The sequence below is a fragment of the Mucilaginibacter corticis genome, from assembly GCF_007558865.1.
GTDB lineage: Bacteria > Bacteroidota > Bacteroidia > Sphingobacteriales > Sphingobacteriaceae > Mucilaginibacter > Mucilaginibacter corticis.
This window is the reverse complement of the sequence record NZ_VLPK01000003.1, coordinates 288,878-310,584: the sequence shown is the minus strand read 5'-3', so window position 1 is coordinate 310,584 and position 21,707 is coordinate 288,878. Positions and strand designations below refer to the sequence as shown.

Annotated in this window: 23 protein-coding genes; 19 read left to right on the top strand and 4 right to left on the bottom strand. The window is 39.2% G+C overall.

Annotated elements, in window-relative coordinates:
• Positions 1 to 8: 8 nt before the first annotated feature.
• The 4 genes from FO440_RS16655 to FO440_RS16640 are packed head-to-tail and all read left to right on the top strand — an operon-like array spanning position 9 to position 3,081.
• Positions 9 to 1,283: a beta-ketoacyl-[acyl-carrier-protein] synthase family protein gene (locus FO440_RS16655; RefSeq protein ID WP_144249415.1), complete on the top strand. Its 1,275-nt coding sequence runs from the start codon at positions 9 to 11 to the stop codon at positions 1,281 to 1,283.
• Positions 1,283 to 1,540: an acyl carrier protein gene (locus FO440_RS16650; protein ID WP_144249414.1), complete on the top strand. Its 258-nt coding sequence runs from the start codon at positions 1,283 to 1,285 to the stop codon at positions 1,538 to 1,540. The genes FO440_RS16655 and FO440_RS16650 overlap by 1 nt, the downstream gene beginning before the upstream one ends.
• Positions 1,537 to 2,133 carry a 4'-phosphopantetheinyl transferase family protein gene (locus FO440_RS16645; RefSeq protein WP_144249413.1) on the top strand — a complete coding sequence of 199 codons (597 nt, stop codon included), beginning with the start codon at positions 1,537 to 1,539 and terminating at the stop codon, positions 2,131 to 2,133. Before FO440_RS16650 ends, FO440_RS16645 begins: the two co-directional genes overlap by 4 nt.
• Positions 2,134 to 2,157: 24 nt before the next feature.
• Positions 2,158 to 3,081, top strand: a complete 924-nt coding sequence (locus FO440_RS16640) for a hypothetical protein (protein ID WP_144249412.1) — start codon at positions 2,158 to 2,160, stop codon at positions 3,079 to 3,081.
• Positions 3,082 to 3,152: 71 nt separating this feature from the next.
• Here the strand turns inward: FO440_RS16640 and FO440_RS16635 are convergent, their stop codons facing one another.
• Together FO440_RS16635 and FO440_RS16630 are read right to left on the bottom strand one after the other, a co-directional pair.
• Complete coding sequence (locus FO440_RS16635) at positions 3,153 to 3,560, bottom strand: hypothetical protein (RefSeq protein WP_144249411.1); 408 nt, start codon at positions 3,558 to 3,560, stop codon at positions 3,153 to 3,155.
• A 159-nt stretch (positions 3,561 to 3,719) separates the two neighbouring features.
• Positions 3,720 to 4,304 (bottom strand): DUF6992 family protein, encoded by a 585-nt coding sequence (locus FO440_RS16630; RefSeq protein WP_144249410.1) that lies wholly within the window; start codon positions 4,302 to 4,304, stop codon positions 3,720 to 3,722.
• 220 nt (positions 4,305 to 4,524) lie between these two features.
• Between FO440_RS16630 and ald the strand changes: the two genes are divergently transcribed.
• The 5 genes from ald (at position 4,525) to FO440_RS16605 (ending at position 11,628) form a co-directional block, all read left to right on the top strand.
• Positions 4,525 to 5,637, top strand: coding sequence for an alanine dehydrogenase (gene ald / locus FO440_RS16625; RefSeq protein ID WP_144249409.1), 1,113 nt, complete (start codon positions 4,525 to 4,527; stop codon positions 5,635 to 5,637).
• A gap of 533 nt (positions 5,638 to 6,170) precedes the next feature.
• Complete coding sequence (locus FO440_RS16620; RefSeq protein ID WP_144249408.1) at positions 6,171 to 7,796, top strand: sodium/sugar symporter; 1,626 nt, start codon at positions 6,171 to 6,173, stop codon at positions 7,794 to 7,796.
• Between the two features lie 22 nt (positions 7,797 to 7,818).
• Entirely contained in the window at positions 7,819 to 8,688 is an 870-nt protein-coding gene (locus tag FO440_RS16615; protein ID WP_144249407.1) for an inositol oxygenase family protein, read from the top strand.
• Positions 8,689 to 8,757: 69 nt separating this feature from the next.
• Positions 8,758 to 10,767 (top strand): glycoside hydrolase family 71/99 protein, encoded by a 2,010-nt coding sequence (locus tag FO440_RS16610; protein ID WP_144249406.1) that lies wholly within the window; start codon positions 8,758 to 8,760, stop codon positions 10,765 to 10,767.
• A gap of 105 nt (positions 10,768 to 10,872) precedes the next feature.
• Positions 10,873 to 11,628: an MBL fold metallo-hydrolase gene (locus tag FO440_RS16605; RefSeq protein ID WP_144249405.1), complete on the top strand. Its 756-nt coding sequence runs from the start codon at positions 10,873 to 10,875 to the stop codon at positions 11,626 to 11,628.
• A 58-nt stretch (positions 11,629 to 11,686) separates the two neighbouring features.
• Here FO440_RS16605 and FO440_RS16600 read toward each other — a convergent pair whose 3' ends face one another.
• A complete protein-coding gene (locus tag FO440_RS16600; protein WP_144249404.1) occupies positions 11,687 to 13,066 on the bottom strand; it encodes a helix-turn-helix transcriptional regulator in 1,380 nt (459 codons plus the stop codon).
• Between the two features lie 259 nt (positions 13,067 to 13,325).
• Between FO440_RS16600 and FO440_RS16595 the strand changes: the two genes are divergently transcribed.
• The 3 genes from FO440_RS16595 to FO440_RS16585 are packed head-to-tail and all read left to right on the top strand — an operon-like array spanning position 13,326 to position 15,269.
• Complete coding sequence (locus tag FO440_RS16595) at positions 13,326 to 13,694, top strand: helix-turn-helix domain-containing protein (RefSeq protein ID WP_144249403.1); 369 nt, start codon at positions 13,326 to 13,328, stop codon at positions 13,692 to 13,694.
• Positions 13,695 to 13,718: 24 nt separating this feature from the next.
• Positions 13,719 to 14,804 carry a sensor histidine kinase gene (locus FO440_RS16590; protein ID WP_144249402.1) on the top strand — a complete coding sequence of 362 codons (1,086 nt, stop codon included), beginning with the start codon at positions 13,719 to 13,721 and terminating at the stop codon, positions 14,802 to 14,804.
• A gap of 12 nt (positions 14,805 to 14,816) precedes the next feature.
• The gene (locus FO440_RS16585) at positions 14,817 to 15,269 is read left to right on the top strand and encodes a hypothetical protein (protein ID WP_144249401.1); all 453 of its coding nucleotides are present in this window, start codon (positions 14,817 to 14,819) and stop codon (positions 15,267 to 15,269) included.
• A 19-nt stretch (positions 15,270 to 15,288) separates the two neighbouring features.
• Here FO440_RS16585 and FO440_RS16580 read toward each other — a convergent pair whose 3' ends face one another.
• A complete protein-coding gene (locus FO440_RS16580) occupies positions 15,289 to 16,023 on the bottom strand; it encodes an AAA family ATPase (RefSeq protein WP_144249400.1) in 735 nt (244 codons plus the stop codon).
• A gap of 234 nt (positions 16,024 to 16,257) precedes the next feature.
• Here FO440_RS16580 and FO440_RS16575 point away from each other — a divergent pair, with 234 nt between their 5' ends.
• The 7 genes from FO440_RS16575 (at position 16,258) to FO440_RS16545 (ending at position 21,693) form a co-directional block, all read left to right on the top strand.
• Positions 16,258 to 16,815, top strand: coding sequence for a hypothetical protein (locus FO440_RS16575; protein WP_144249399.1), 558 nt, complete (start codon positions 16,258 to 16,260; stop codon positions 16,813 to 16,815).
• A 67-nt stretch (positions 16,816 to 16,882) separates the two neighbouring features.
• Positions 16,883 to 19,273: a GMC family oxidoreductase N-terminal domain-containing protein gene (locus FO440_RS16570; protein ID WP_144249398.1), complete on the top strand. Its 2,391-nt coding sequence runs from the start codon at positions 16,883 to 16,885 to the stop codon at positions 19,271 to 19,273.
• A 74-nt stretch (positions 19,274 to 19,347) separates the two neighbouring features.
• On the top strand, positions 19,348 to 19,671 hold the full coding sequence (locus tag FO440_RS16565) for an ArsR/SmtB family transcription factor (RefSeq protein ID WP_144249397.1): 324 nt from the start codon (positions 19,348 to 19,350) through the stop codon (positions 19,669 to 19,671).
• A 6-nt stretch (positions 19,672 to 19,677) separates the two neighbouring features.
• Positions 19,678 to 20,145 carry an SRPBCC domain-containing protein gene (locus FO440_RS16560; RefSeq protein ID WP_144249396.1) on the top strand — a complete coding sequence of 156 codons (468 nt, stop codon included), beginning with the start codon at positions 19,678 to 19,680 and terminating at the stop codon, positions 20,143 to 20,145.
• Positions 20,146 to 20,151: 6 nt separating this feature from the next.
• A complete protein-coding gene (locus tag FO440_RS16555; protein WP_144249395.1) occupies positions 20,152 to 20,529 on the top strand; it encodes a DoxX family protein in 378 nt (125 codons plus the stop codon).
• Entirely contained in the window at positions 20,522 to 21,085 is a 564-nt protein-coding gene (locus FO440_RS16550; RefSeq protein WP_144249394.1) for a DUF4256 domain-containing protein, read from the top strand. Before FO440_RS16555 ends, FO440_RS16550 begins: the two co-directional genes overlap by 8 nt.
• Before the next feature lie 29 nt (positions 21,086 to 21,114).
• Entirely contained in the window at positions 21,115 to 21,693 is a 579-nt protein-coding gene (locus tag FO440_RS16545) for a YdeI/OmpD-associated family protein (RefSeq protein WP_144249393.1), read from the top strand.
• The last annotated feature ends 14 nt before the right edge of the window (positions 21,694 to 21,707 follow it).

Below are 21,707 nucleotides of genomic sequence, written 5' to 3'. Positions count from 1 at the left end.
AATGATAAATGGGTAACCGTGTTGTAATTACAGGCCTTGGGATTGTATCGCCGAATGGGTTAAATATTCCTGATTTTTTGCATGCCATACAAAACGGAATATCGGGGATCCGGTTTGTGCCAGAGTATGAAGACCTTAAATTTAATTGCCAGGTAAGCGGGATGCCCGAGTTTGAATGGGAGCAACTGCGCAATTACATTACAGAAACAAGTCTGTATGGGTTAAAGGGAAAAGGCATAGCGTATGGTATAAAGGCAGCTCTGGATGCCTGGACAGATGCAGGCAACGAGATTGTAAGCGAGGATACACTCTGGGAAACCGGCTGTGTATTTGGCAGCAGCGTTGCCGATACCGACGTGATCAAAAATGCCATAACCAGGGTTGATGCCCGCGAATCGAAGAAATTAGGTTCGCGCGTGGTAGAGCAGATCATGAATAGCGGGGTTACCGCTTATATATCAGGCAGGCTGGGTTTAGGCAACAAGATCATTAATAATTCTGCCGCCTGTGCTACCGGTACGCAGTCCATTTTAATGGGTTATGAGTATATTAAGTTTGGTATGGCAAAACGCATGGTGGTTGGTAGCTGTGAATATGTAGACCGTTATGTTTTTGGCGGATTTGACTCTATGCGTGTATTATCACGTAAATTTAATAACGAACCGGAACGCGCATCAAGGCCGATGAGTGCATCTGCCGGTGGTTTTGTGCCCGGATCAGGCGCGGGGGCACTGATATTGGAAGACCTGGAGTTTGCATTGGCACGTGGTGCAAAGATCTATGGTGAACTTAAAGGAGGGTCAACAAATTCGGGCGGACAAAAAAACGGTGGCAGCATGACAGCACCGGGGCCTGAAGGAGTAATCAGGTGTATAAAAGAAGCTATAGCCGATGCAAATATCAGTGCCGATGAGATCGACCTGGTTAGCGGCCATTTAACCGCTACAATAGCCGACAAGCTTGAAATCCAAAATTGGGTGAAGGCGTTAGGACGCAGTGGTGATGATTTCCCGATGGTTAATTCGTTGAAATCAATGGTGGGGCATTCTTTAAGCGCGGCCGGCTCTATAGAGACTGTTGCCGCTGTTTTGCAGTTAAAACATAATTTTATACACCCTAATTTAAATTTAGAAGACCCAATACCGGAAATTTTAGATATAATTGGGGCAAACAATTTACCTACAACTAAAGTAGAGAAGGTAATTAATACTGTTGCAAAGGCCAATTTTGGTTTTGGTGATGTTAACAGTTGTTTAATTATCTCAAAATATAATAACAACTAATGGATAGAAAAGAAATTTTAAGTGAGTTAAAAAAAGTACTGGCCCCGTACACGGAAAGCAAAGAGATGTTGGCAGGGATCAATGAAGAAACAGACCTTATAAAAGATTTAAAGATCAACTCGGCTAACCTGGTTGATATTATTATAGATGCCGAAGCGCAATACAATATTGAAATTGATTTTGATGCTGCCGAAAAAATGTACAATGTTGGAAATTGCATTGATGTAATTTCAGAAAAGATCAATAAAACCGCGTGATAAGCGCAGGTAATGATATTGTCGCGCTAAATGTAATTGATGTACAACGCACCCAATCGCCTGCATTTTACTCTAAATTTATTACCCCTACAGAGTTTGACTTATATAATCCGAATGAAATTACATTGATTAATTTTGTTTGGCTGATATGGTCTGCAAAAGAGTCTGCATATAAATATCTAAAACGTATTAATCCTGAATTGATATTCGCTCCGGCTAAAATCAAGGTAGTAAGTTTAGATATTGTCGTATCGTTAAAAACTGAAAACGTTCATAATTATAGGGGTTGGATTTTAGCAGAAGACATGAGCCTGCCATTCCTTTCGGTAACAAGGCCTGAATTTATTTCGACTGTAATTACTCAAGGCGACGTAAAATGGAATTTTTTGAAGATCGAAGCATCTGATTATGAAAATCAATCAAAAGCTGTTAGGTCTCTTTTGTTGAATGATTTGAAAATTTCGAATGTATCTGTCGAAAAACATCCAACAGGATATCCTGTTTTAATGAAAGATGGACAGGAGTTAAACATAGCTGTTTCTTTCGCCCATCATGGTTGTTACGTGTCTTATTCATTTCAAATTTCGGAATAAAAAATAATTCTGCATTTTTACAGTATGCTGTCTGCCTCTATACGTCCATATTTGTTATTTCTTTTTGTCGCAATTACCGGTTTTGCCTGTAAGTTTCAAAACCCGGTTGATAATCAAATATCTTTCAAAAGTGTGGTAGGAATTAACTACACCGAAGTGCGCCGAAGTTTTGATACCGGACTTATTTTTAACAAAGACGGTTATCAGTTGGAGCCGATATGGAAACTAATGTTTTATTCGGATAAATGGGCTAATGTTTATAATCCCGATAAGGATAAGTTTTTAAAGTTCGCGGTAACGCTTGACCATGATTCCATCTTTAATATTTCAGGTGCCTGGTTTAAAGCGATGAGTATTACTAAGGATAGTTTGAGGTTTCAGGTTTTAAAAGTTGAGGGCAAAACGGTTTATTACGTAAAGTCGAACGTATACATGACCTTGTACGCTGATAACTATATAAAGAACGTGTTGCATACAACTGCAGAGGAACTAAAAAAGCCTTTAAAGAAAGATAGCCTATATGTTGTTAAACGCATAGCTCACATAGATGCCAGTGTTGACAGTTTTTTTGCAGGACGTAAACCTGTACAGTTTATCAGCAGGAACCCTTTAGCTACGGTTGCCAAACAAGAGGTACAGGCTGATGTGATGAATAAATGGGATAGATCAGAAGAATATATGTTTCCTGAATATACCATTCATATAAAGAAAGCCTATGAAAGATTCTCGTATTCGTTTTGGGCTACGGTGGATAAACAAGGTGAGATCCATTACCAAAAATCAATGACTTATGTATTCCCCGAATTCGAAAAATCTACCAATCATACCATTAAGGCTATTATTGATGGGTATTTAAAAACATATTTCCAGGTTATCCCAGGTTATACACTTGGTATACCTCATAACAGTGCCATTGTACTTAACGTTATTGGCGATAAGAAAAAGTGATTTCCTGAATTTAAGATGGATTTAAAACAGAAACGGCGCTAATTTAGCGCCGTTTCTGTTTTAACTGGTAGCTATTTTTTAGCTTCGGTTTTTGGAGCAACCGGTTTAGCAGTAGTTGATTTAGCCGGGGCCTTTGCAGCCGGAGCCTTCACTGGTGAAGTTTTTGCCACAGGTGTAGTCTTTGCCGGTTGAGCTTTGATCGGCTCGGTTTCAACAGCAACAGCCTGTGGTTTTGCTGCTTTTGCAGGAGCGGCTTTTTTAACAGGAGCTGGCTTAGCGCTGGTTTTATCGTTTTTTAATTTTGATAATTTCTTTGCTAAGTTTTTTGCAGCTTTCTCAATTGATTTTTCTGCTTTTTTAAAGCCCGGGCCAATTTCGCCAACTAATGCTTTTATTTGTGCTGAAATTTTATCACTTAAATCTTTCTTTAAAGCCTTCTTGGCTTTCTTTGCTGTAGAATCTGGTTTAGTTTTTTTCATTTGAAATATCGTGGTTCAATAAAGTTAAAAATATTGTTTTGCAAAGTTAAGTTACTGCAATGTGTATTTAATATTATATTTATGTTAACAACTGTTTTAATATTAAGTATGCGGATAGCCTATTTGCATTAAATGTTTTGATTTTCAGAGCTTTTGTTATTAAAGATTAATTACTATTCCAACTTTTTTTCCATCAAATGTAACAGGATTTTTAAGCAAAAAATTGCGCAGTTTATTACCGGTATGTATTTCAGATGTGTACATTATCGTATCAAATAATAACAAAAATGCACCTTGCATAATAATTCCCGACCCATAACCTTTTGATTGATCTGAGTTATTCATGTTTCCCCGATGAACTAAATAGGCACCCATCCCGATGTAGATCAGGTCGAGGCCGCCATTTACTAAGAAGATCTTTTCTAATTTATTTTGCTCCTGTAAACTTTCCTGATCGGTATAAATTCTGTCTTTATCTTTTATGGTATTTGCGTAACCTAAAATGGCTACGCCAAGGTTGGCTACATTCCACAGTGCATTTATTTGGTGAAAGTATTTTATTTTGCCGCTTGTGACGGCCCAGCCAATGCCACCTGTTACAATATTTGCCGTGGCCCAGGCGCCTAATACTTGCATGCCCGTATTTTTAATGTGGTTTCTGTTGAAATTTAAATTCTGTAAACTGTCTTGTGCATAGCATTTTATGCTGATAAATAACAAGAACGGAATAAAAAGTTTTTGCATAGTGTATAAAGTAAACCTTTGTAGCTTCTGTTTGTTTTGTCATAACAATTTAAACAAATAATATCGCCAAATAAAATTTGGCAAGCTTGTAGTTAATGGTGAATTATTTGTTTAATATTGTGACCTGAAATTAACTGTCTCAGACAAATCGCTAATCAGTAATAGCCTCTATGGGGTTATTACTGTTGTTTATTCATCTCATAAAGTAATATTACAGAAAATGACTATTGGTGTTCCAAAAGAAATTAAAAACAACGAGAATAGGGTGGCGCTTACACCCGCAGGCGTAGAGGCTTTAGTTGCCGCCGGCCACAAGGTGTTCATCCAAAAAACAGCGGGCGAAGGTTCGGGGTTTACCAATAATAGTTATGAAAAGGCGGGTGCAACCCTGGTTGATACTGCGGCCGAGGCCTGGAGTAACGAAATGGTTATGAAGGTTAAAGAGCCAATTGAATCTGAATTTCAATATTTCCGTAGTGATCTGATACTGTTTACTTACCTTCATTTGGCGGCCGAGCCTAAGTTAACAGACGCCTTGTTAGCATCTAAAGTTACTGCTATCGCTTATGAAACTATTCAACTGCCAAACGGCGCGTTGCCATTACTTACTCCGATGAGCGAAGTTGCGGGCCGTATGTCTGTACAAGTAGGGGCAAGCTACCTGGAAAAACCAAATGGTGGTAAAGGTGTATTGTTAAGCGGTGTACCGGGAGTTCGTCGTGCCAAGGTTACCATTATTGGTGGTGGTGTTGCAGGTACAAATGCAGCAAAAATAGCAATAGGTTTAGGTGCCGATGTAACTATAATTGATAACAACTTAGATAGGTTGCGCCAACTGGACGATATCTTTGGATACCAGATCTCGACCTTAGCATCAAATTCAAGTAATATCGCCCAAGCAGTTAAAAATTCAGACCTTGTTATCGGTGCTGTTTTAATCCCCGGTGCAAAATCGCCTAAATTGGTTACCGAGGCTATGATTGCTACCATGGAACCAGGTTCTGTTATTGTAGATATTGCTATTGACCAGGGCGGTATGTTTGAAACTGCGGATCATGCAACCACACATGATAACCCGGTTTATGTAAAACATAATGTATTACATTACTCGGTAGGTAACATGCCTGGTGCTGTGCCAAATACCTCAACCATCGCACTTACTAACGCTACTTTAGGTTATGCATTACAGATAGCTAATAAGGGCTATTATAAAGCGTTTTCAGATAATCCGGCGCTTTTGAAAGGACTAAACACCTTTAATGGTTCGGTTGCTTATAAAGCAGTTGCCGATGTTTATAAATATCCATTTGTTGAGCCTGTGTTTAACAACTAAGCCAACTAAGTATTAAAGACAAAGCCCTGCTTGAGAGATCAAAACAGGGCTTTGTCATTTAATGAATATTTAGTCCTTAATTTCTAAGCAAAAATTAAATTTGGCATTCTTTTTGGTCAATGAACCCATACGCGCAATTAAATGAAATAATATGCTAATCATTACGTCACAGATAATCTTATTACTGGCTGCCATTATAGTGCCATTAAAATCTAAAAAGAGCCCAATCAAAACCCGTTACAAAATTGATACTGATACCAGTAATGCGTCGTATGCGATTAATGAATTTGGAAGCCTTGAACTGATTAATAGGATAAACACAGCGGGACCCGCCCCCGAAATGGAGAATTAGTATCACAATCGAATAGACTATATCTTGTATTATAGCTTATTGTTATCTATTTGATACAACAGGTGCAGATTTCAATACTCATTATAATCATGTATATTTAGCAGTTGTGGTAATTTGTTTATCACAATAATTTTGCGGTACTTCGATAGTGCCAATTAATAGCCTAATTTTCTAACTATACATGAACCATTTATCCGTAAGCGATTACATTGTATTTTTTATTTATTTTATTGTAGTATCCGGTTACGGTTACTGGGTGTATTACAGCAAGAAAGCTAAAAATACAGACACCAAAGACTACTTTTTAGCACAGGGATCATTAACCTGGTGGGCCATTGGGGCATCTATTATTGCATCAAACATATCTTCAGAGCATTTTATAGCAATGTCAGGCTCAGGCTTTGCTATGGGTTTGGCCATAGCAAGTTACGAATGGATGGCGGCGGCTACGTTAATTATTGTCGCGATATTTTTTCTGCCTATCTATATTAAGAATAAGATCTATACCATGCCGCAATTTTTGTCGCAGCGGTATAATGATCTGGTTAGCGGCGTTATGGCCGTATTGTGGTTACTGATTTACGTATTTGTAAACCTTACATCCATATTCTTTTTGGGCGCATTGGCTATTGAAACAATTACCGGTATATCATTTAATGTGTGTGTAATAGGTTTAGCTATATTTTCGGCATTTATAACCCTCGGCGGGATGAAAGTTATTGGCTATACCGATGTAATACAGGTATTTGTATTAGTGATGGGCGGTTTGATAACTTGTTACATGGCTTTGAATCAAATATCAGATAAACTTGGCGTTAAAACTGTTTTCGATTCCCTGCCTTTTTTACGAGAACAGGCGTCAGACCACTTTCACATGATATTTCATAAAGGTGATAAATACTATGATGACCTGCCTGGTATAGCGGTTTTGGCCGGTGGTTTATGGATTAACAACCTGAACTATTGGGGCTGTAACCAATATATTGTACAACGCGCTTTAGGTGCCGATTTAAAAACCGGCCGCAGCGGTTTAATTTTCGCAGCGTTTCTTAAATTGCTGATCCCGGTTATTGTTGTTATTCCGGGTATAGCCGCTTTTGTATTATATCAGCATGGCTATTTTCATACAGAAATGATGGACGGCAACGTTGTTAAGCCCGATCATGCATATCCTATATTGATGAATCTATTGCCATCAGGCCTAAAGGGACTGGCATTTGCGGCACTTACAGCTGCCATTGTAGCGTCGTTAGCGGGCAAAAGCAATAGTATAGCTACCATTTTTACGCTTGATGTTTATAAAAAGTATATTAATAAAGGCGCGTCTGAAAAAAAGATGGTTAATATCGGTAGGTTGACTGTTGTATTCGCTTCGATAATAGCGATGTTGATAGCACCTACATTGCGTACTTTCGACCAGGTTTACCAATTCATACAAGAGTATGTTGGGTTTATATCGCCGGGTATATTCACTATTTTCTTTTTAGGTTTTTTCTGGAAACGGACTACTTCAAGGGCTGCATTAATTACTGCTGTCATTACTATCCCATTATCGGTGCTGTTTAAGTATTTGCCACAACTAACCCACGGCGCTATTGAGCCAATACCTTTTTTAAATAGGATGACCTGGGTATTTGCAATTGTGATGTTGGTAACGGTAATTGTAAGCCTTTTAGATCCGGAAAGTAAAGACAATAAGAAAGGATTGGAGATTGATAAAAGTATGTTTAAGGTAACGCCCGGCTTCGTTGTAGCCTCAGTAGCAATTTGCGGGATATTAACTGCATTGTATACAGTTTTTTGGTAACTTTATTTAAAATCAAACAGATATGGAAAATCTAAATGAAAATGAGCTATCCCCACTATCAAGTTTAGATGTTTGGGAAGATGATGTTTTAAAAAGATATCCGGAAACAGGGCCGGCTAAAAAGAAAGAAGAGTTTAGAAATTATGACAGTCCTGAAATTGACGGCGTACGTGAATTTTACCGGCTTAATCATAAATACCAGACTTATGATAATGTACTAGCTAAAAAGGCCAATTTCCTGAAGTTTGATAAAATGGAAATGCCATGGTGGAAAGCAATGGAGTTTTTAAACACATTGGTTGATGACTCAGACCCGGATATTTCATTAGACCAGTTACAACACTTGTTACAAACAGCAGAAGCTATTCGTGCAGACGGTTACCCTGACTGGTTTATATTAACAGGTTTTATTCATGATCTTGGTAAAGTGCTTTGCCTGTTTGGCGAACCGCAATGGAATGTAGTAGGGGATACTTTTCCGGTTGGTTGCGCTTTTTCTGATAAAATTGTTTACCCAGAATTTTTTGCCGCTAATCCTGATATTCACGACGAAAGGTTCAATACAAAATATGGTGTCTACTCGCACCATTGCGGTTTAGATAATGTACATATGTCGTGGGGGCACGATGAATATCTATATCACCTTACCAAAGATTATTTGCCAGAGCCTGCCTTGTATATGATCCGCTATCACTCATTTTATTCACAGCATCGTGAACAGGCTTACAATCATTTGCTGAATGCGCATGATAGGGAAATGTTTGAATGGGTAGATAAGTTTAACCCGTATGATCTTTACTCAAAAAGCCCCAAAGCTCCTGTTGTTTCAGAGTTAAAGCCGTATTATGAGGATTTGATAGCCAAGTATTTGCCTGCAACGGTAAAGTTGTAAATAAAAAATATGATAGAGCCTTTCAGCAATGAAGGGCTCTTTGCGTTTTATTAAGTCTGCTCATCTAAAATGAAAAACAAAGTCTGGTTGTTGTTGCTGTTGTTATTGTGTGTAGTATACGCTAATGCGCAAAATATTGCCGCCGAATCCAATACCTATCGCGATTTGTACAGCGACACCTGGGTTGCTACAGATGCTTTAGGCAGGACCATGCCGACAATAGATCTTGCCGGACCGGTTAAAAAAAATCATAAGCGGATAGTAGGCATATTTTATATCACCTGGCATAGTAATAACCTCGCAAACATGAAAAGCCCGTACTCAGCTGATGTGACCAAAGTTCTTGCTGCAGATTCAAACGCCCGCATAGATGCCAAAAACCCGCAATGGAAAGAAGGGTCATATCATTGGGGTGAACCTGAGATGGGTTATTTCTTAAGCAGGGATGAGTACGTTATTCGTAAGGATATGTCCATGTTGACAGACGCCGGGGTGGATGTTTTAATATTTGATGTTACCAACGCGGTAAGATACTGGGACGAGTGGGAAACCATTTTTACGGTAATGGAAAAGATGAAAGCTGGAGGCAATAAAGTACCGCAGTTTTGTTTTTGGGCCTATAATGGCCCTGTTATCACGGTAGTGCAAGATCTATACGACAAGATTTACAAGGTCAATAAATACCATAATCTTTGGTTTTATTGGGATGGCAAACCACTATTATTGTACAACGGAAGCCCTCAGGCAAAAGATGCTATAGGCAATGTTCAGCAAAATCCAAATCCGCATTATGATGAAGCTGCATTGACGGAAAAAAATAATCCGCATTACGGAAATAAAGATTACACGGATAAATTTTATACAGATTATACGCAGGAAGTTAAGAACACTTTTACACCGCGTAGTATGTGGTGGGGTTATTATAAATGGGCCGGGAAAAGGTATGTAGGTACCGAAGATAACTGGAGTTTTGGTTATGATCTGGGCGATAAAAAAGTAAGGTCCTTAAATCCTGACAGCTTGATGGCTACCCATAAAGGCGAACGCGAAGAATATGCAGTTACACCGGCACAGCACCCGGCAAGTATGATAGGCAAGTCATGGTCGAGAGCCAATGGCGAGCCGCAGTTAAATGCTCGAGACCTCCCTGTTGATACTTACGTGCCATGGCTGAAAAAGAAAGTGGCCAACCCGCAAGGTTACGGTATCTATTTCCAGGAACGTTGGGATGAAGCCTTAAAAGCAGATCCTTCATTTTTATATATTAACGACTGGAATGAATGGACGGCAGGTAAATATCAGCCGGACGCAGGATCTACTTTCGATTTTATGCGACGTAAAAATTCATTCTTTTTCGTAGACCAATATAATGCAGAGTTTAACCGCAGCATCCAGCCTATGAAAGGTGGTTATACAGATAATTATTATATGCAAATGGCCGAAAACATAAGAAGATACAAAGGTGTACGGCCCATACCTGAATTAAAAGGTATAGCACAAATTAAAATTGATGGTGATTTTAACGATTGGACAGCCATAAAAACAGAGTATCGCGATACAAAAGGAGATATTGCCCATCGCAATAACAATGGTTACGGCGGTTTGCATTATACAGATACATCCGGCCGTAATGATATTTTAACTTGTAAAATAGGGATAGATAAAACTAACATCAATTTCTATGCTGAGACAGACAAGGCGCTTACACCATCATCCGGTAAAAACTGGATGCTGCTATTTATTGATGCTGACAAAAACACCAATACAGGTTGGTACGGTTATGATTTTATGATCAATAAAAAAGTGATAGATGATAAAACCACAACGCTATATCGTTATGACGTGAAAGCGCCCGGTGATCATTGGGTTGAAGTAGCTAAGGTTAATTATAGATATAAAGGGAATAAATTGGAAGTAGCAATACCAAGAACTTTACTCAAACTACAGGCAAATAGTTTAAGCTTTGATTACCATTGGAGTGATAATGCCGAAAGCCTTAGCGATATTATATCAATGAGCACTACAGGTGATAGTGCGCCAAACCGTCGTTTTAATTTCAGGTGTGCTTGGAAGAATTAACATGTTTCACATACTTAAAGCAACTCCATAATCATGATCAACGTACTATGAAAAACATATTCTGAAAAAAGCCTGTTTAGTATTACACAAAACACAATTGCCATTATGAAATTTAAATTGATCTTAACATTATTAATATCTCTGGGGATATTATCTGCGAAAGCACAATTAATAGCGCCTGATCATGAAACTGTAAAAGGTGGACAATTAACTATCCAGCCGGTTAACCATGCGTCGTTGGTACTTACTTATCAAAACAAAAATATTTATGTTGACCCGGTAGGTGGTGCCGATGCTTATAAAGGCTTGGGAAAGCCAGATATAATCTTGATCACTGACATTCATCCCGATCACTTAGACCCTAAAACAATTGATGCCATTAATACAGCACATGCTATACTATTGGTTCCGCAGGCCGTGGCAGATAAACTGCTGGCTACTACCGATAAATCAAAATTGGTAATACTCAAAAACGGGCAAACTATCACACAATTAGGAATAGCTATCAGCGCGATACCCATGTATAATCTACCAGAATCGCCAACAGCATTCCATACCAAGGGCAGGGGTAATGGGTATATTCTGAAAATTGGTGGCAAAAATATTTATATCTCCGGAGATACATCAGATATTCCCGAAATGCGATCATTAAAGAATATAGATATCGCTTTTGTTTGTATGAACCTGCCATATACCATGGATGTTAAAACTGCATCACAAGGCGTTTTGGCTTTTAAACCAAAAGTGGTATACCCATATCATTATCGCGGTCAGGACATCAACGAATTTAAAAAGCTGGTTAACGCAGGCGATAAAAATATTGATGTGCGGATAAGAAATTGGTATCCATCAGCTAAATAAAATAGCTTATCCAAATAAACAAAGAAGGCTCCAGTAATACTGAAGCCTTCTTGTTTACCTATATCTGGGCCATCCAAACATTGATATCATGATCAGACGGGATCCCTAATTTTTTCCTGATCCGGTATTTTTTACCTTCAGCTGCCCGAACAGATGATTTGGTGTAGCGGGCAATTTCTTTAGTTTCGAAATTTAATCTTAGTAAGGTACAAAATTCAAGCTCGCTGGCCACCAGGTTTGGGGCCATGGTTAACAAAGTTTTACTAAACTCCGGGTCAAACTCGTTGAACTTGGTTAAAAAAGCCGGGTTATTATTGATAGCCAGTTCAACAATTTCTTTTAACTCCTCCATTTTAGCGACGGAGTGCTTATCCTCATCGCCCATGATCTTTGTCAATAGCTCATCTATTTTTTGCTGAGCCGTGTATACTGATAGTTCACTTTCTCTTCTTAATAATACCTCGGCTTTGTTGATCTGGTTAATAAATATGATCAGCGATATCGCGAAAGCAAGTAATAGCACCGATGCGGCCATGTAAAAGCGGTTTAAAATGGTGGTGGTGTCCTGGTAGTTTTTAAGCGCCATTTCTTTAAAACCAAGCGCCATAATATAATTGATGTCTTTTACGCGGTTAATAATGGTTTCTAACTCGTTACTGATGTAAGTGTTTAACCTGTTTAATTCGCGCTGCATGCCTAATAACTTGGCGTTTTGCTGCTGCAACCTCTCCAGCTTTTTCGCGTAGGCATTCTTGTTATCGGCTAATAACCTTTGCGTTTTAGTATCAATGATTTGCGCGCTTTTATTGTGATTAATTTCTACCGAGTAATTGTTATTTTTGTTAATAATGGCTTCTTTTATCCTCTTTAGAAGTCCTTTTTTAGCCGGTGCAATAATATGGCGGCTGGTGTCAACACTTATATTCTCTTTGCTTTTTTGCAGCACACCGTTATTGGTATTAAGGTCTTGGTTTATACTGTTAGCGTTATCATGCAAATCGGTGTAAACCATCAGCAATGAATCAAAACTGTGCCTGAGCGAGTATAATTTGTCAGACAACTCAATTTTTCTTTTATACCAGTTTTTGATCTCGGTATTTTGGCTTGAAGTTAAATGCGAGGTGTCAGGTTTCTCTTTTAATAGCGTATCTATCTCATTGAACGCTTTTGACAGCTTTTCTTTGTAGGATACGATCTTCTTACTATCGGTACTAAATAACGCCGCCTGGAAATCATCTTCAGCCTGGTGGAGTAGTAACAATGCTTGCTCCGGTTTAGATTGACTATGCTCTACATTAGTAGCAAGATTAGATACGGCGTTTAGTTTTTTAGTGATGTTTTTTTGTACGACAAGTGCGGTTACGGCAAAAATAATTGTGAAGATCAGGAATACTAAAAGAATTTTTCTTCCCTGTGTTTTGGTATAAGTTACATTCATTACAATAAATAGTCAGTCAAGTTTAAATTACCTGCAAAATGAACAACTTATACTGAATTTACCATAAAAAAGACTACTCACATCTACACATATCCCGAAATTATTACAAAAACAGCAATCATTGAATAGCCTGTTTTATTTGCAGTTGTATAGCTAAATAAATGTTATTTCTTGATAATCAAAATGTTATGATTTAAGGGTAGATGTGCGTAGCTGTTTTTTCTTTGTTAAACGAGTTAAACGGGTTCTTTGTGTCATTATGAGTGCATTGCAAAAAACAATACAAAGCTCATTCTGCAAAAAGATAAAAGAATTGCGCCATGAGCGCGAATGGAGCCAGGAATACCTGGCCTGCAGGATGGGGATTTCTGCTCCGTCAATTTCAAAAATTGAGGCAGGTATCACAGCTATTACTTTATCAAGCATTGAGCGTTTGGCTAAAATCTACGAAGTGCCGCTAACACAATTGTTAGGCGTTGACGATGAAACAGTACCCCAATTATTAACCGGTCCGGCTTTAAATGAGCTAAAACGAAAGCTTGCCGCAAGGGAGTTGGAGATACTGGTATTACAGCGTAAGGTAATTGAGCTTTACAAAGAACTGCAGTGTAATAAGCTGTCGGCTTAGTGATCCAGTTTATTGCATTTATATATGAAATATCTTATAGAACCTACAGAATTAAATCAAACTCTTGATCAGATGATCACCCCAATGATGCTAACCAACGAAGCAGATGAACCGGTTTATATTAACCGCGCTTTTCAATCGCAGGTTGGTTATTTTATAGATGAAATGCCTGATAAGCTAACCTGGTTTGAAAAGGCTTATCCTGATCCGGTTTATCGGGAACAAGTTATTGAAAGCTGGGATAATGCGTTAATATCCGCCTTGAATAGTAATGATCCAACCATTCACGTGGTATCTAAAATACATTGCGCAGATAACGTGTACAGATGGTTTGATGTTTACAAACATATTATTGGAAATAAGCATGCTATTACTTTTTTAAATGTCGATGAGCTTAAAACACAAACCAATGAGCTTACAGACACCATAAAACAAAAAGACTCTTTGCTGGCCGTTATCGCGCATGATGTACGGAGCCCTTTAGGTTGCATCAAGCAAATTATTGATGGGTATGAAAACCTGAACTTGTCTGACCTGGATATTGAGGACCTGTTTTTCAAGATGAATAACCAGGTAGATTATATTTTCAATATTGTTAATTCATTATTGATGCGGATAAGCGATGATAGGGGACGGTTTACTGAGCAGCCCGAGTCTATTGATCTCAATAAATTCTTTTCAAAATATGCCGTTTATTATAAAGATAGGCTAAGTGACCTAAATATCGGGTTGGTTTTAGATTTACCTGAACATGCGGTATTAACCTATGACCCGGGCATATTGGACGTTGTATGCCGCAACTTACTGGATAACGCCATAAGATACACTGCCGAAAATGGTGTAATAGGCATATCGCTCAAAAAATCAACAGACTATACCAGGCTATTAATCCGTGATACCGGGCCCGGTATGTCTTGCGAACAGGTACAACGTATAATTAACAATACCAGCAGCTTAAAAACACATAAAGAAATGAAAGACGGTTTTGGACTGGGAATTATCCTTGCGAAAGAAATCCTTGAAAAGTATCGCGGTAAACTATCTGTTAAAAGCGAAATAGGTATAGGTACTTCATTTATTATTGATATAACATGTCCCTCTTTAAATTAAAACCCCAACAAAATGAAAAAGATAATTTTAACATTGGTTGTAGTATTTGCTTTCACCCATTTACATGCAGGCATAGTCTCACACAGAGAAGATGGAACAGACACCGCTAAAATAAACAAGCAGATCAAAAAAATTAATTTGAACATTGCTGATCTGCAAACACAATTGTTAGAAGTCAGAACAAAAATACCTGTTGACTCTGTAAAATTGGAAAGTGCACTTGAAAGATCGCATGCGGCGCAGGTGAAAAGCAAAAAACGGTCTGAACAGGCGGTTGGCGGCGATATGGACGATGTAAAGCTGGCCGAAAAGCAGGCAAAAAAGGCCGCAAGTGAAACCAGTGATGCCGAAGATGCTGCTAAAAAGCTGGAAGGCGATCGTAAAACAGAAAAAAAGCTGCTCAAAAAAATAGAAAAGGCTAAGAAAGAACTTGACAAACTGCAGTTACCAAAAAACGAACAATAAGTAGTTTACAAACCTGTGATCACTCGTTCATTAAGTGGCGCAAGTACAACGCTGGGTTGTCTAAGAATGATTTGGTAAGGCTAAAATGTTCAGTATCCTGATACCCGGTTTCGCGAACGCCGTTTTCGTCAAACTGGTAAATCGTAGCACCCGGGTAGCAAATCAGTATAGGGGAGTGGGTAGCTATCAGGAATTGTGCCCTGCCGCTTTGCTCAAGTTCGTGAATTACTGTCATAAATGCCAGTACCCTGGCAGGTGACAGCGCTGCTTCGGGCTCATCAAGGATATAGATCCCTGCTTCAAACTGGTTATAAAATAACGACAGGAACGATTCCCCATGCGATTGGTTGTGCAATGAGCGGCCGCCATACGCTTTTAAAATGCGATTATCCTCTAATGCCAATTCATCTATATACGATGCGAAATTAAAAAAGCTCTCTGCCCGCATAAAAAATCCTTCGGTAACCCTGCGTGGCGACCATGACAAGTTTAAATGTGAGGCTATCGCTGATTCATAGCCCTCAAACCGATGCCCGGTATTGAGGTTATGATTCCGGTTACCGCCTCTTAAATTGAAACCACATTGTTCTGCTACACCTTCTAATAAAGTTGATTTACCTGAGCCGTTCTCGCCAACAAAAAAGGTTACATTACTTTTCAGCGTGAGCTGTAAACCCTTGTTAAGACTTGGAATGTTCTGCAGGTAACTGTTATCCTGCGGAGCAGAGAATGATATGCGCGATAATGATGGCATAAGTGGTAGCTTATTGTTTCATAACAAACATACAATTCTGAGTTGAGTTGCAGCTGTTGTAATTTGCGTATTTATACGTATTTGAAATATAAAAAATAGTTTTTAACTTGCTGATTATCAATTATAATAATAAGCTGTTTGCTTTGTTTTTTCGGTCGCTTAATTAAGCCGGCAATAAGCCGTGTTGGTTAAAAAATATTTTGTCACGTTTTATAAACCTTAACTCTATATATCATGGCACAAAAATGGACTTTCGAAACGCTTGCGCAATGCGATAAAGCTACATTAGAGAATATACTGCTTACAGGTACGCCACCGGATATTGAAAAACTGAACGGGTTTATTTACTGCGGATGGAACCATGAGCCGATTGGTAAAATATCGGGCGAAAAATTTAAAAAAGGCTTTTATAAAAGAAACGGCGCTAATTATGGTTACAACGAAACCGTGATACAGGATCATCAAAAATACCTGGGACAATGGGAGGTAGGCTTGCACAGGGTACGGCCAAATCAATTAGGCTATTTCCGTACATCATACGTAAAGGACGAACCTTATCATAAACTTTACCAGCCATATCTGCACCTGGCGCATTTTAATTATGATATCCCGCTGCATAAGTTTACACTCAGTTTTTTCAAAGTGATCCGTGATTTTGTGGTGTTGCCCAACGAGGGCGATCATAGCCTGATGCTATGTAAAGCATACCTGACCTTTGGTGAAAATCTTAACCTGTTTTACTGTTATTTTTTATTGGGCCATCCTAAAGAAATTCAGTACCTGCCCTGGTAAGCATTTGCTCAATTTTTTCTGATAATAGCTATGGCTTAATGTTTTAACCTTTATAAACCTTAATGTTATGAACAGTGAATTAACCCCGGAAGAAAAATATTTGAAGTCTTTCTTAAAGTTCCTTCTTATCCTGTCATTACTTACACTTTTTTTTAACTTTTACCCTAAACTTACCCCGGCATTTTTAGGGTCATTAGCTGGCCAGGCCTATGTTATCTTATCGGCTAATTCCATTTTACAGGCTTTTCTAATTGTTCTGTTGCTTGCACTTGCCATTGGTGATGTACGCCGGTTTAGCCCGCTGATCCGCTTGTTTAAATGGATCCTTGGTATTGCTATTATATGGACAGCCATTGAATGGATCAGGGGTAAAGATGCGCCTGTTGGCACCACTCATCTGGCACAGGTTATTACCTATGCGGTTGCGTTTACAGGACTTTGGTTTTTATTCAGGGCTGCCGGTATAGCGAGGTACAAACTGAAATACCTTTCTATCCAGCAATTTCAAACGCTGCAGGCTATGGCCGAGGTTTGTATATCAGGTGACACAGATTTGTACAAGCTACAGATTGAACCATTACAGATGGCAACCAATGTAGATAATTATCTTTCAAGCTTTGAGGCTACCAACAAATGGGTGATGAAACTGGTGCTCACAGCAATGGAAATTTATCCTTTACTGTCGCTTAACCCCATGCTTAGTTTGATGCAGCCCGCAGCACGATTAGATTTTCTTAAAAAAAGATTTATTACTGATTTTGAATTTCAGAACTTGCCAGCCTGGTACGGAGAGATAATACAAGCCGCGATCAGGATGACCAAGCAAATATGTTTTATGGGTTACTATAGTGATCCGACGGTATATGAAAGTATTGGTTATGTGCCTTTCTCAAAAAGAAAGGATGTTGATGAGCGCAAACGGATCTTCCCGGTAACGCCATCACCGGCCAACAGTTTGCAGGTATTGGATGATGCTGATGTAAAATCAAGTGAGATAACTGCCGATGTGGTTATTGTAGGATCAGGCGCAGGCGCATCCATTCTTGCATACCAGCTTGTTGAAGCAGGCCGCAAAGTGTTATTAGTTGAACGCGGGGGATTTGAAAAACCATCGACATTTACTGAAGATGAGGTAGACCAGGTGAGCAGATTATATGCCAACGGCGCTTTGCAATTATCAAGAGATTTTCGTTTCCAGGTATTTCAGGGCAGCTGTGTTGGTGGTTCTACCACGGTTAACAATGCGGTTTGCTTTGAAACTCCTGATTATATTCTTGATAAATGGATAAATGAAATGGGCATAAAGTTAGACAGGACACGATATCTCGCATCGATGGAAGCTGTTTACAAATTGATGAAAGTATCGCACACGCCTATAATGACTGACGACCGGTTTCTAAATCCCGGTGGCAGGTTGTTTGCAGAAGCTTGCGCGAAATTGGGTTACACCAAGCCTGAACTTGATTCGGTAATGGCAAATATTAATGGTTGCCTGGGCTCGGGCTATTGCAACATGGGGTGCGCATATGGTAAAAAGCTTTCAATGCTTGACACTATATTACCACAGATCCAAATGGCGCACCCCGGTTCGCTCCAGATCATTACTAACTGCGAGGCCATTAGCTTTAACAAAAGTGGAACAAGGATCGTTTCGCTCACCGGCAAGTTTAAAAGCGGACGTTCTATTACCATCAAAGGGAATACTTTTGTATCATCTGCCGGTGCTATTTCTTCCAGCATTTTACTGCTTAAGTCAAAATTGGGTATTGCCAATGCGGGCAAAAAATTGGCATTCAATCTCGGTACACAAATAACAGCTGCTTATAAAGATACCGTCAACTCGTATGATGGATTGCAGATCTCGCATTTCCTTAAAACGAATGATCGCAGGTTTGTGATGGAAACATGGTATAACCCGCCTATGTTTCAATCTACTGCTATGCCGGGCTGGTTTGATCAGCATTTTAACAATATGTTGCATTACGGTAATATGGCTTGTACGGGCGTGTTGGTTGGTACGGCGTCAAACGCCGAAGTGAAGATTGCAGGTTTATTTGGTCGTGATATTAATTATGTACCTACCGAAGACGATTTTGAAAGCCTGATGACCGGGTTAGAAAAAGCTGCCGAAATTTATTTAACAGGCGGCGCTGAACGGGTTATGCCTAATACCTTTGACTATTATGAGTATAAAACGGTGGCAGAATTGAAGGAGAATTTTCGTAAAAACATAAAGGCATCCCCCGATATCTCAACCGGCACAGGGCACCCGCAAGGCGGTAATGTAATGAGTAACGATCCTGCCACTGGCGTAGTAGACGAAAACTTTAAGGTTTATGGCTACGATAATTTATTTGTCTGCGATGCCAGCGTCTTTCCGACAAGTTTAGGTGTTAACCCTCAAATCACCGTAATGAGTCTGGCGCATTATGCAGGGCCTATCATTGCAGCCAATTAAAAACGAAAAAATAATCTCAGAAAATTTGCGTAGTTAAATAACTACATTTATATTTGTAGTCAAATAGCTACATAATGAATTTAAGACGAGATGTATTCCAGGCAATAGCCGACCCGACCAGGAGGGCTATATTGCTTTTAGTGGCCACGCAATCGCTAACGGCCGGCGCAATTGCCTCAAACTTTGATACGGCGAGGCCCACAGTTTCAAAACACCTGCAAATCCTAACTGAGTGCGAATTGCTTGAACAAAAGCAAACAGGCAGGGAAATTTACTATCATATAAATGCTAAAAACATGAAAGAAGTGGCCGACTTTATTGAGCCGTTCCGCAAAATGTGGGATGACAGGTTCAACAAATTAGAAGAAGTGATGAAAAATTATAAACCAAAACAATAGCAGAAGATGGAATTGAAAACAAAGATCGACGCAAAGGACGGTCAGCAGGATTTGTGGATAACCAGGGAATTTGACCTGCCATTGCCATTACTTTTTAAAGCTTTTACCGAACCTGAAATTGTGGAACAATGGATGGGAACCAAAGTGATTAAATTGGAAAGCGAAAAGCACGGCAGTTATCAAATTGAAACAAGTGATGCAAAAGGGAATTTGGCGTTCAGGGCAAATGGCGTGATCCATGAGCTTGTGCCCGAGCAAAAGATCATCCGAACATTTGAAATGGAAAATACGCCGTTTGGTGTACAGCTTGAAATATATGAATTTGAACATGTCACCGGTGATACCTGCAAGTTAAATATGCATGTAATTTATGAATCAATTACGCAGAGAGACCAGGTGTTAAAGCTGCCTTTTGCCCAGGGCATAAATATGGCGCATAACCGCATACAAGAAATATTAACGGCCTTAAAATAAACGAAAATGGAGAAGAATAGATTAGTTTGGTATTGGATAATTACTGCAATATTATCATTTTGTATCTTTTCAGGTGGGGTAGCGCAGGCTTTAGAGGTAAAAGGAGTGGTTGAAGGTTTTAAACCTTTGGGGTATCCAACTTACTTTATCTCGCTGATAGGTATCTGGAAGATATTGGGCATAATTGCGATATTGATCCCGAAATTTAAATTGCTCAAAGAGTGGGCGTATGCGGGTTTGTTTTTTACGATGACAGGAGCGGTGATCTCACATATCGCGAGTAATAATGTTACTATACAAATTATTGCACCTGTCGTGTTGGCTATTTTTACGGTACTGTCATGGTATTTACGGCCGGCAGATAGAAAATTAAGTTATGAGTAATACAAAAGAACTATTATCAGAGCGGATTGATGAATTACTGGATATACTGAAGTCGCGGTTTGAGAAAAACTCAAGTCGACATGAAAACATCGGTTGGGACAAAGTGAAAATAAAGCTCGAATCGAACACCGAGGCGCTATGGTCTCTTAACCAAATGGAAGAGACAGGTGGCGAGCCTGATGTTATCGGCTATGATCAGGAAACGGATGAGTACACGTTCTGTGATTGCGCTGCTGAAAGCCCCAAAGGCCGCAGAAGCCTTTGTTATGATCAACAAGCTTTAGACTCAAGAAAGGAATATAAACCTGCAAATAGTGCTGTAAGTATGGCTATAGCTATGGGTATTGAGTTGCTAACAGAAGAGCAATATCGTGCGCTGCAACAACTGGGAAAATTCGATCTGAAAACATCAAGCTGGATAAAAACTCCAGCCGATATCAGGAAACTTGGCGGTGCCGTCTTTTGTGATCGTCGGTATGATATCGTTTTTACATATCATAATGGTGCAGAATCTTATTACGCTGCCCGCAGTTTTCGCGGTATGCTAAAGGTTTAAATATAAATTGATATTAAACGACAAATAACATGAATCCTAAGGTTGATTTTTATTTCGATAAGGCTAAAAAATGGCAACAGGAGATCAGCAAATTGAGGACGATAGCCCTTGATTGCGGGCTTACTGAGGAGCTAAAATGGGGATGTCCCTGCTATACTTTTGAAGGAAGTAATGTTGTACTGATCCACACATTTAAAGAATACTGCGGGCTGTTGTTTTTTAAAGGTGCGCTGTTAAATAATAGCACCGGCATCCTGATCCAGCAAACAGAAAATGTACAGGCGGCACGGCAAGCCAGGTTTACAGATATCAGCCAGATCATAGAGTTAGAACCTGTTTTGAAGGCTCATATTTTTGAAGCTATAGAAGTTGAAAAGGCCGGTTTAAAGGTCGAGCTTAAAAAAAACAAAGAGTTTAGCATGCCTGACGAATTTAAGTATAAGCTGGATAATATGCCTGATCTGCAAGCTGCTTTTAACGCCTTAACACCGGGGCGGCAAAGGGCCTATCTGTTGCATTTCTCGGCACCCAAGCAGGTTAAAACCCGCGAGTCGCGGATCGAAAAATACATCCCCAAAATCCTTAATAGAAAAGGTTTAGATGATTAGTGAACCTTGTTTTT

Excerpts from the sequence above, each read along its gene's own strand:
- FO440_RS16655 (WP_144249415.1), top strand. The coding sequence starts at position 9 with ATGGGTAACCGTGTTGTAATTACAGGCCTTGGGATTGTATCGCCGAAT.
- FO440_RS16650 (WP_144249414.1), top strand. The coding sequence starts at position 1,283 with ATGGATAGAAAAGAAATTTTAAGTGAGTTAAAAAAAGTACTGGCCCCG.
- FO440_RS16640 (WP_144249412.1), top strand. The coding sequence starts at position 2,158 with ATGCTGTCTGCCTCTATACGTCCATATTTGTTATTTCTTTTTGTCGCA.
- FO440_RS16635 (WP_144249411.1), bottom strand. The coding sequence starts at position 3,560 with ATGAAAAAAACTAAACCAGATTCTACAGCAAAGAAAGCCAAGAAGGCT.
- FO440_RS16630 (WP_144249410.1), bottom strand. The coding sequence starts at position 4,304 with ATGCAAAAACTTTTTATTCCGTTCTTGTTATTTATCAGCATAAAATGC.
- ald (WP_144249409.1), top strand. The coding sequence starts at position 4,525 with ATGACTATTGGTGTTCCAAAAGAAATTAAAAACAACGAGAATAGGGTG.
- FO440_RS16620 (WP_144249408.1), top strand. The coding sequence starts at position 6,171 with ATGAACCATTTATCCGTAAGCGATTACATTGTATTTTTTATTTATTTT.
- FO440_RS16615 (WP_144249407.1), top strand. The coding sequence starts at position 7,819 with ATGGAAAATCTAAATGAAAATGAGCTATCCCCACTATCAAGTTTAGAT.
- FO440_RS16610 (WP_144249406.1), top strand. The coding sequence starts at position 8,758 with ATGAAAAACAAAGTCTGGTTGTTGTTGCTGTTGTTATTGTGTGTAGTA.
- FO440_RS16605 (WP_144249405.1), top strand. The coding sequence starts at position 10,873 with ATGAAATTTAAATTGATCTTAACATTATTAATATCTCTGGGGATATTA.
- FO440_RS16600 (WP_144249404.1), bottom strand. The coding sequence starts at position 13,066 with ATGAATGTAACTTATACCAAAACACAGGGAAGAAAAATTCTTTTAGTA.
- FO440_RS16595 (WP_144249403.1), top strand. The coding sequence starts at position 13,326 with ATGAGTGCATTGCAAAAAACAATACAAAGCTCATTCTGCAAAAAGATA.
- FO440_RS16590 (WP_144249402.1), top strand. The coding sequence starts at position 13,719 with ATGAAATATCTTATAGAACCTACAGAATTAAATCAAACTCTTGATCAG.
- FO440_RS16585 (WP_144249401.1), top strand. The coding sequence starts at position 14,817 with ATGAAAAAGATAATTTTAACATTGGTTGTAGTATTTGCTTTCACCCAT.
- FO440_RS16580 (WP_144249400.1), bottom strand. The coding sequence starts at position 16,023 with ATGCCATCATTATCGCGCATATCATTCTCTGCTCCGCAGGATAACAGT.
- FO440_RS16575 (WP_144249399.1), top strand. The coding sequence starts at position 16,258 with ATGGCACAAAAATGGACTTTCGAAACGCTTGCGCAATGCGATAAAGCT.
- FO440_RS16570 (WP_144249398.1), top strand. The coding sequence starts at position 16,883 with ATGAACAGTGAATTAACCCCGGAAGAAAAATATTTGAAGTCTTTCTTA.
- FO440_RS16565 (WP_144249397.1), top strand. The coding sequence starts at position 19,348 with ATGAATTTAAGACGAGATGTATTCCAGGCAATAGCCGACCCGACCAGG.
- FO440_RS16560 (WP_144249396.1), top strand. The coding sequence starts at position 19,678 with ATGGAATTGAAAACAAAGATCGACGCAAAGGACGGTCAGCAGGATTTG.
- FO440_RS16555 (WP_144249395.1), top strand. The coding sequence starts at position 20,152 with ATGGAGAAGAATAGATTAGTTTGGTATTGGATAATTACTGCAATATTA.
- FO440_RS16550 (WP_144249394.1), top strand. The coding sequence starts at position 20,522 with ATGAGTAATACAAAAGAACTATTATCAGAGCGGATTGATGAATTACTG.
- FO440_RS16545 (WP_144249393.1), top strand. The coding sequence starts at position 21,115 with ATGAATCCTAAGGTTGATTTTTATTTCGATAAGGCTAAAAAATGGCAA.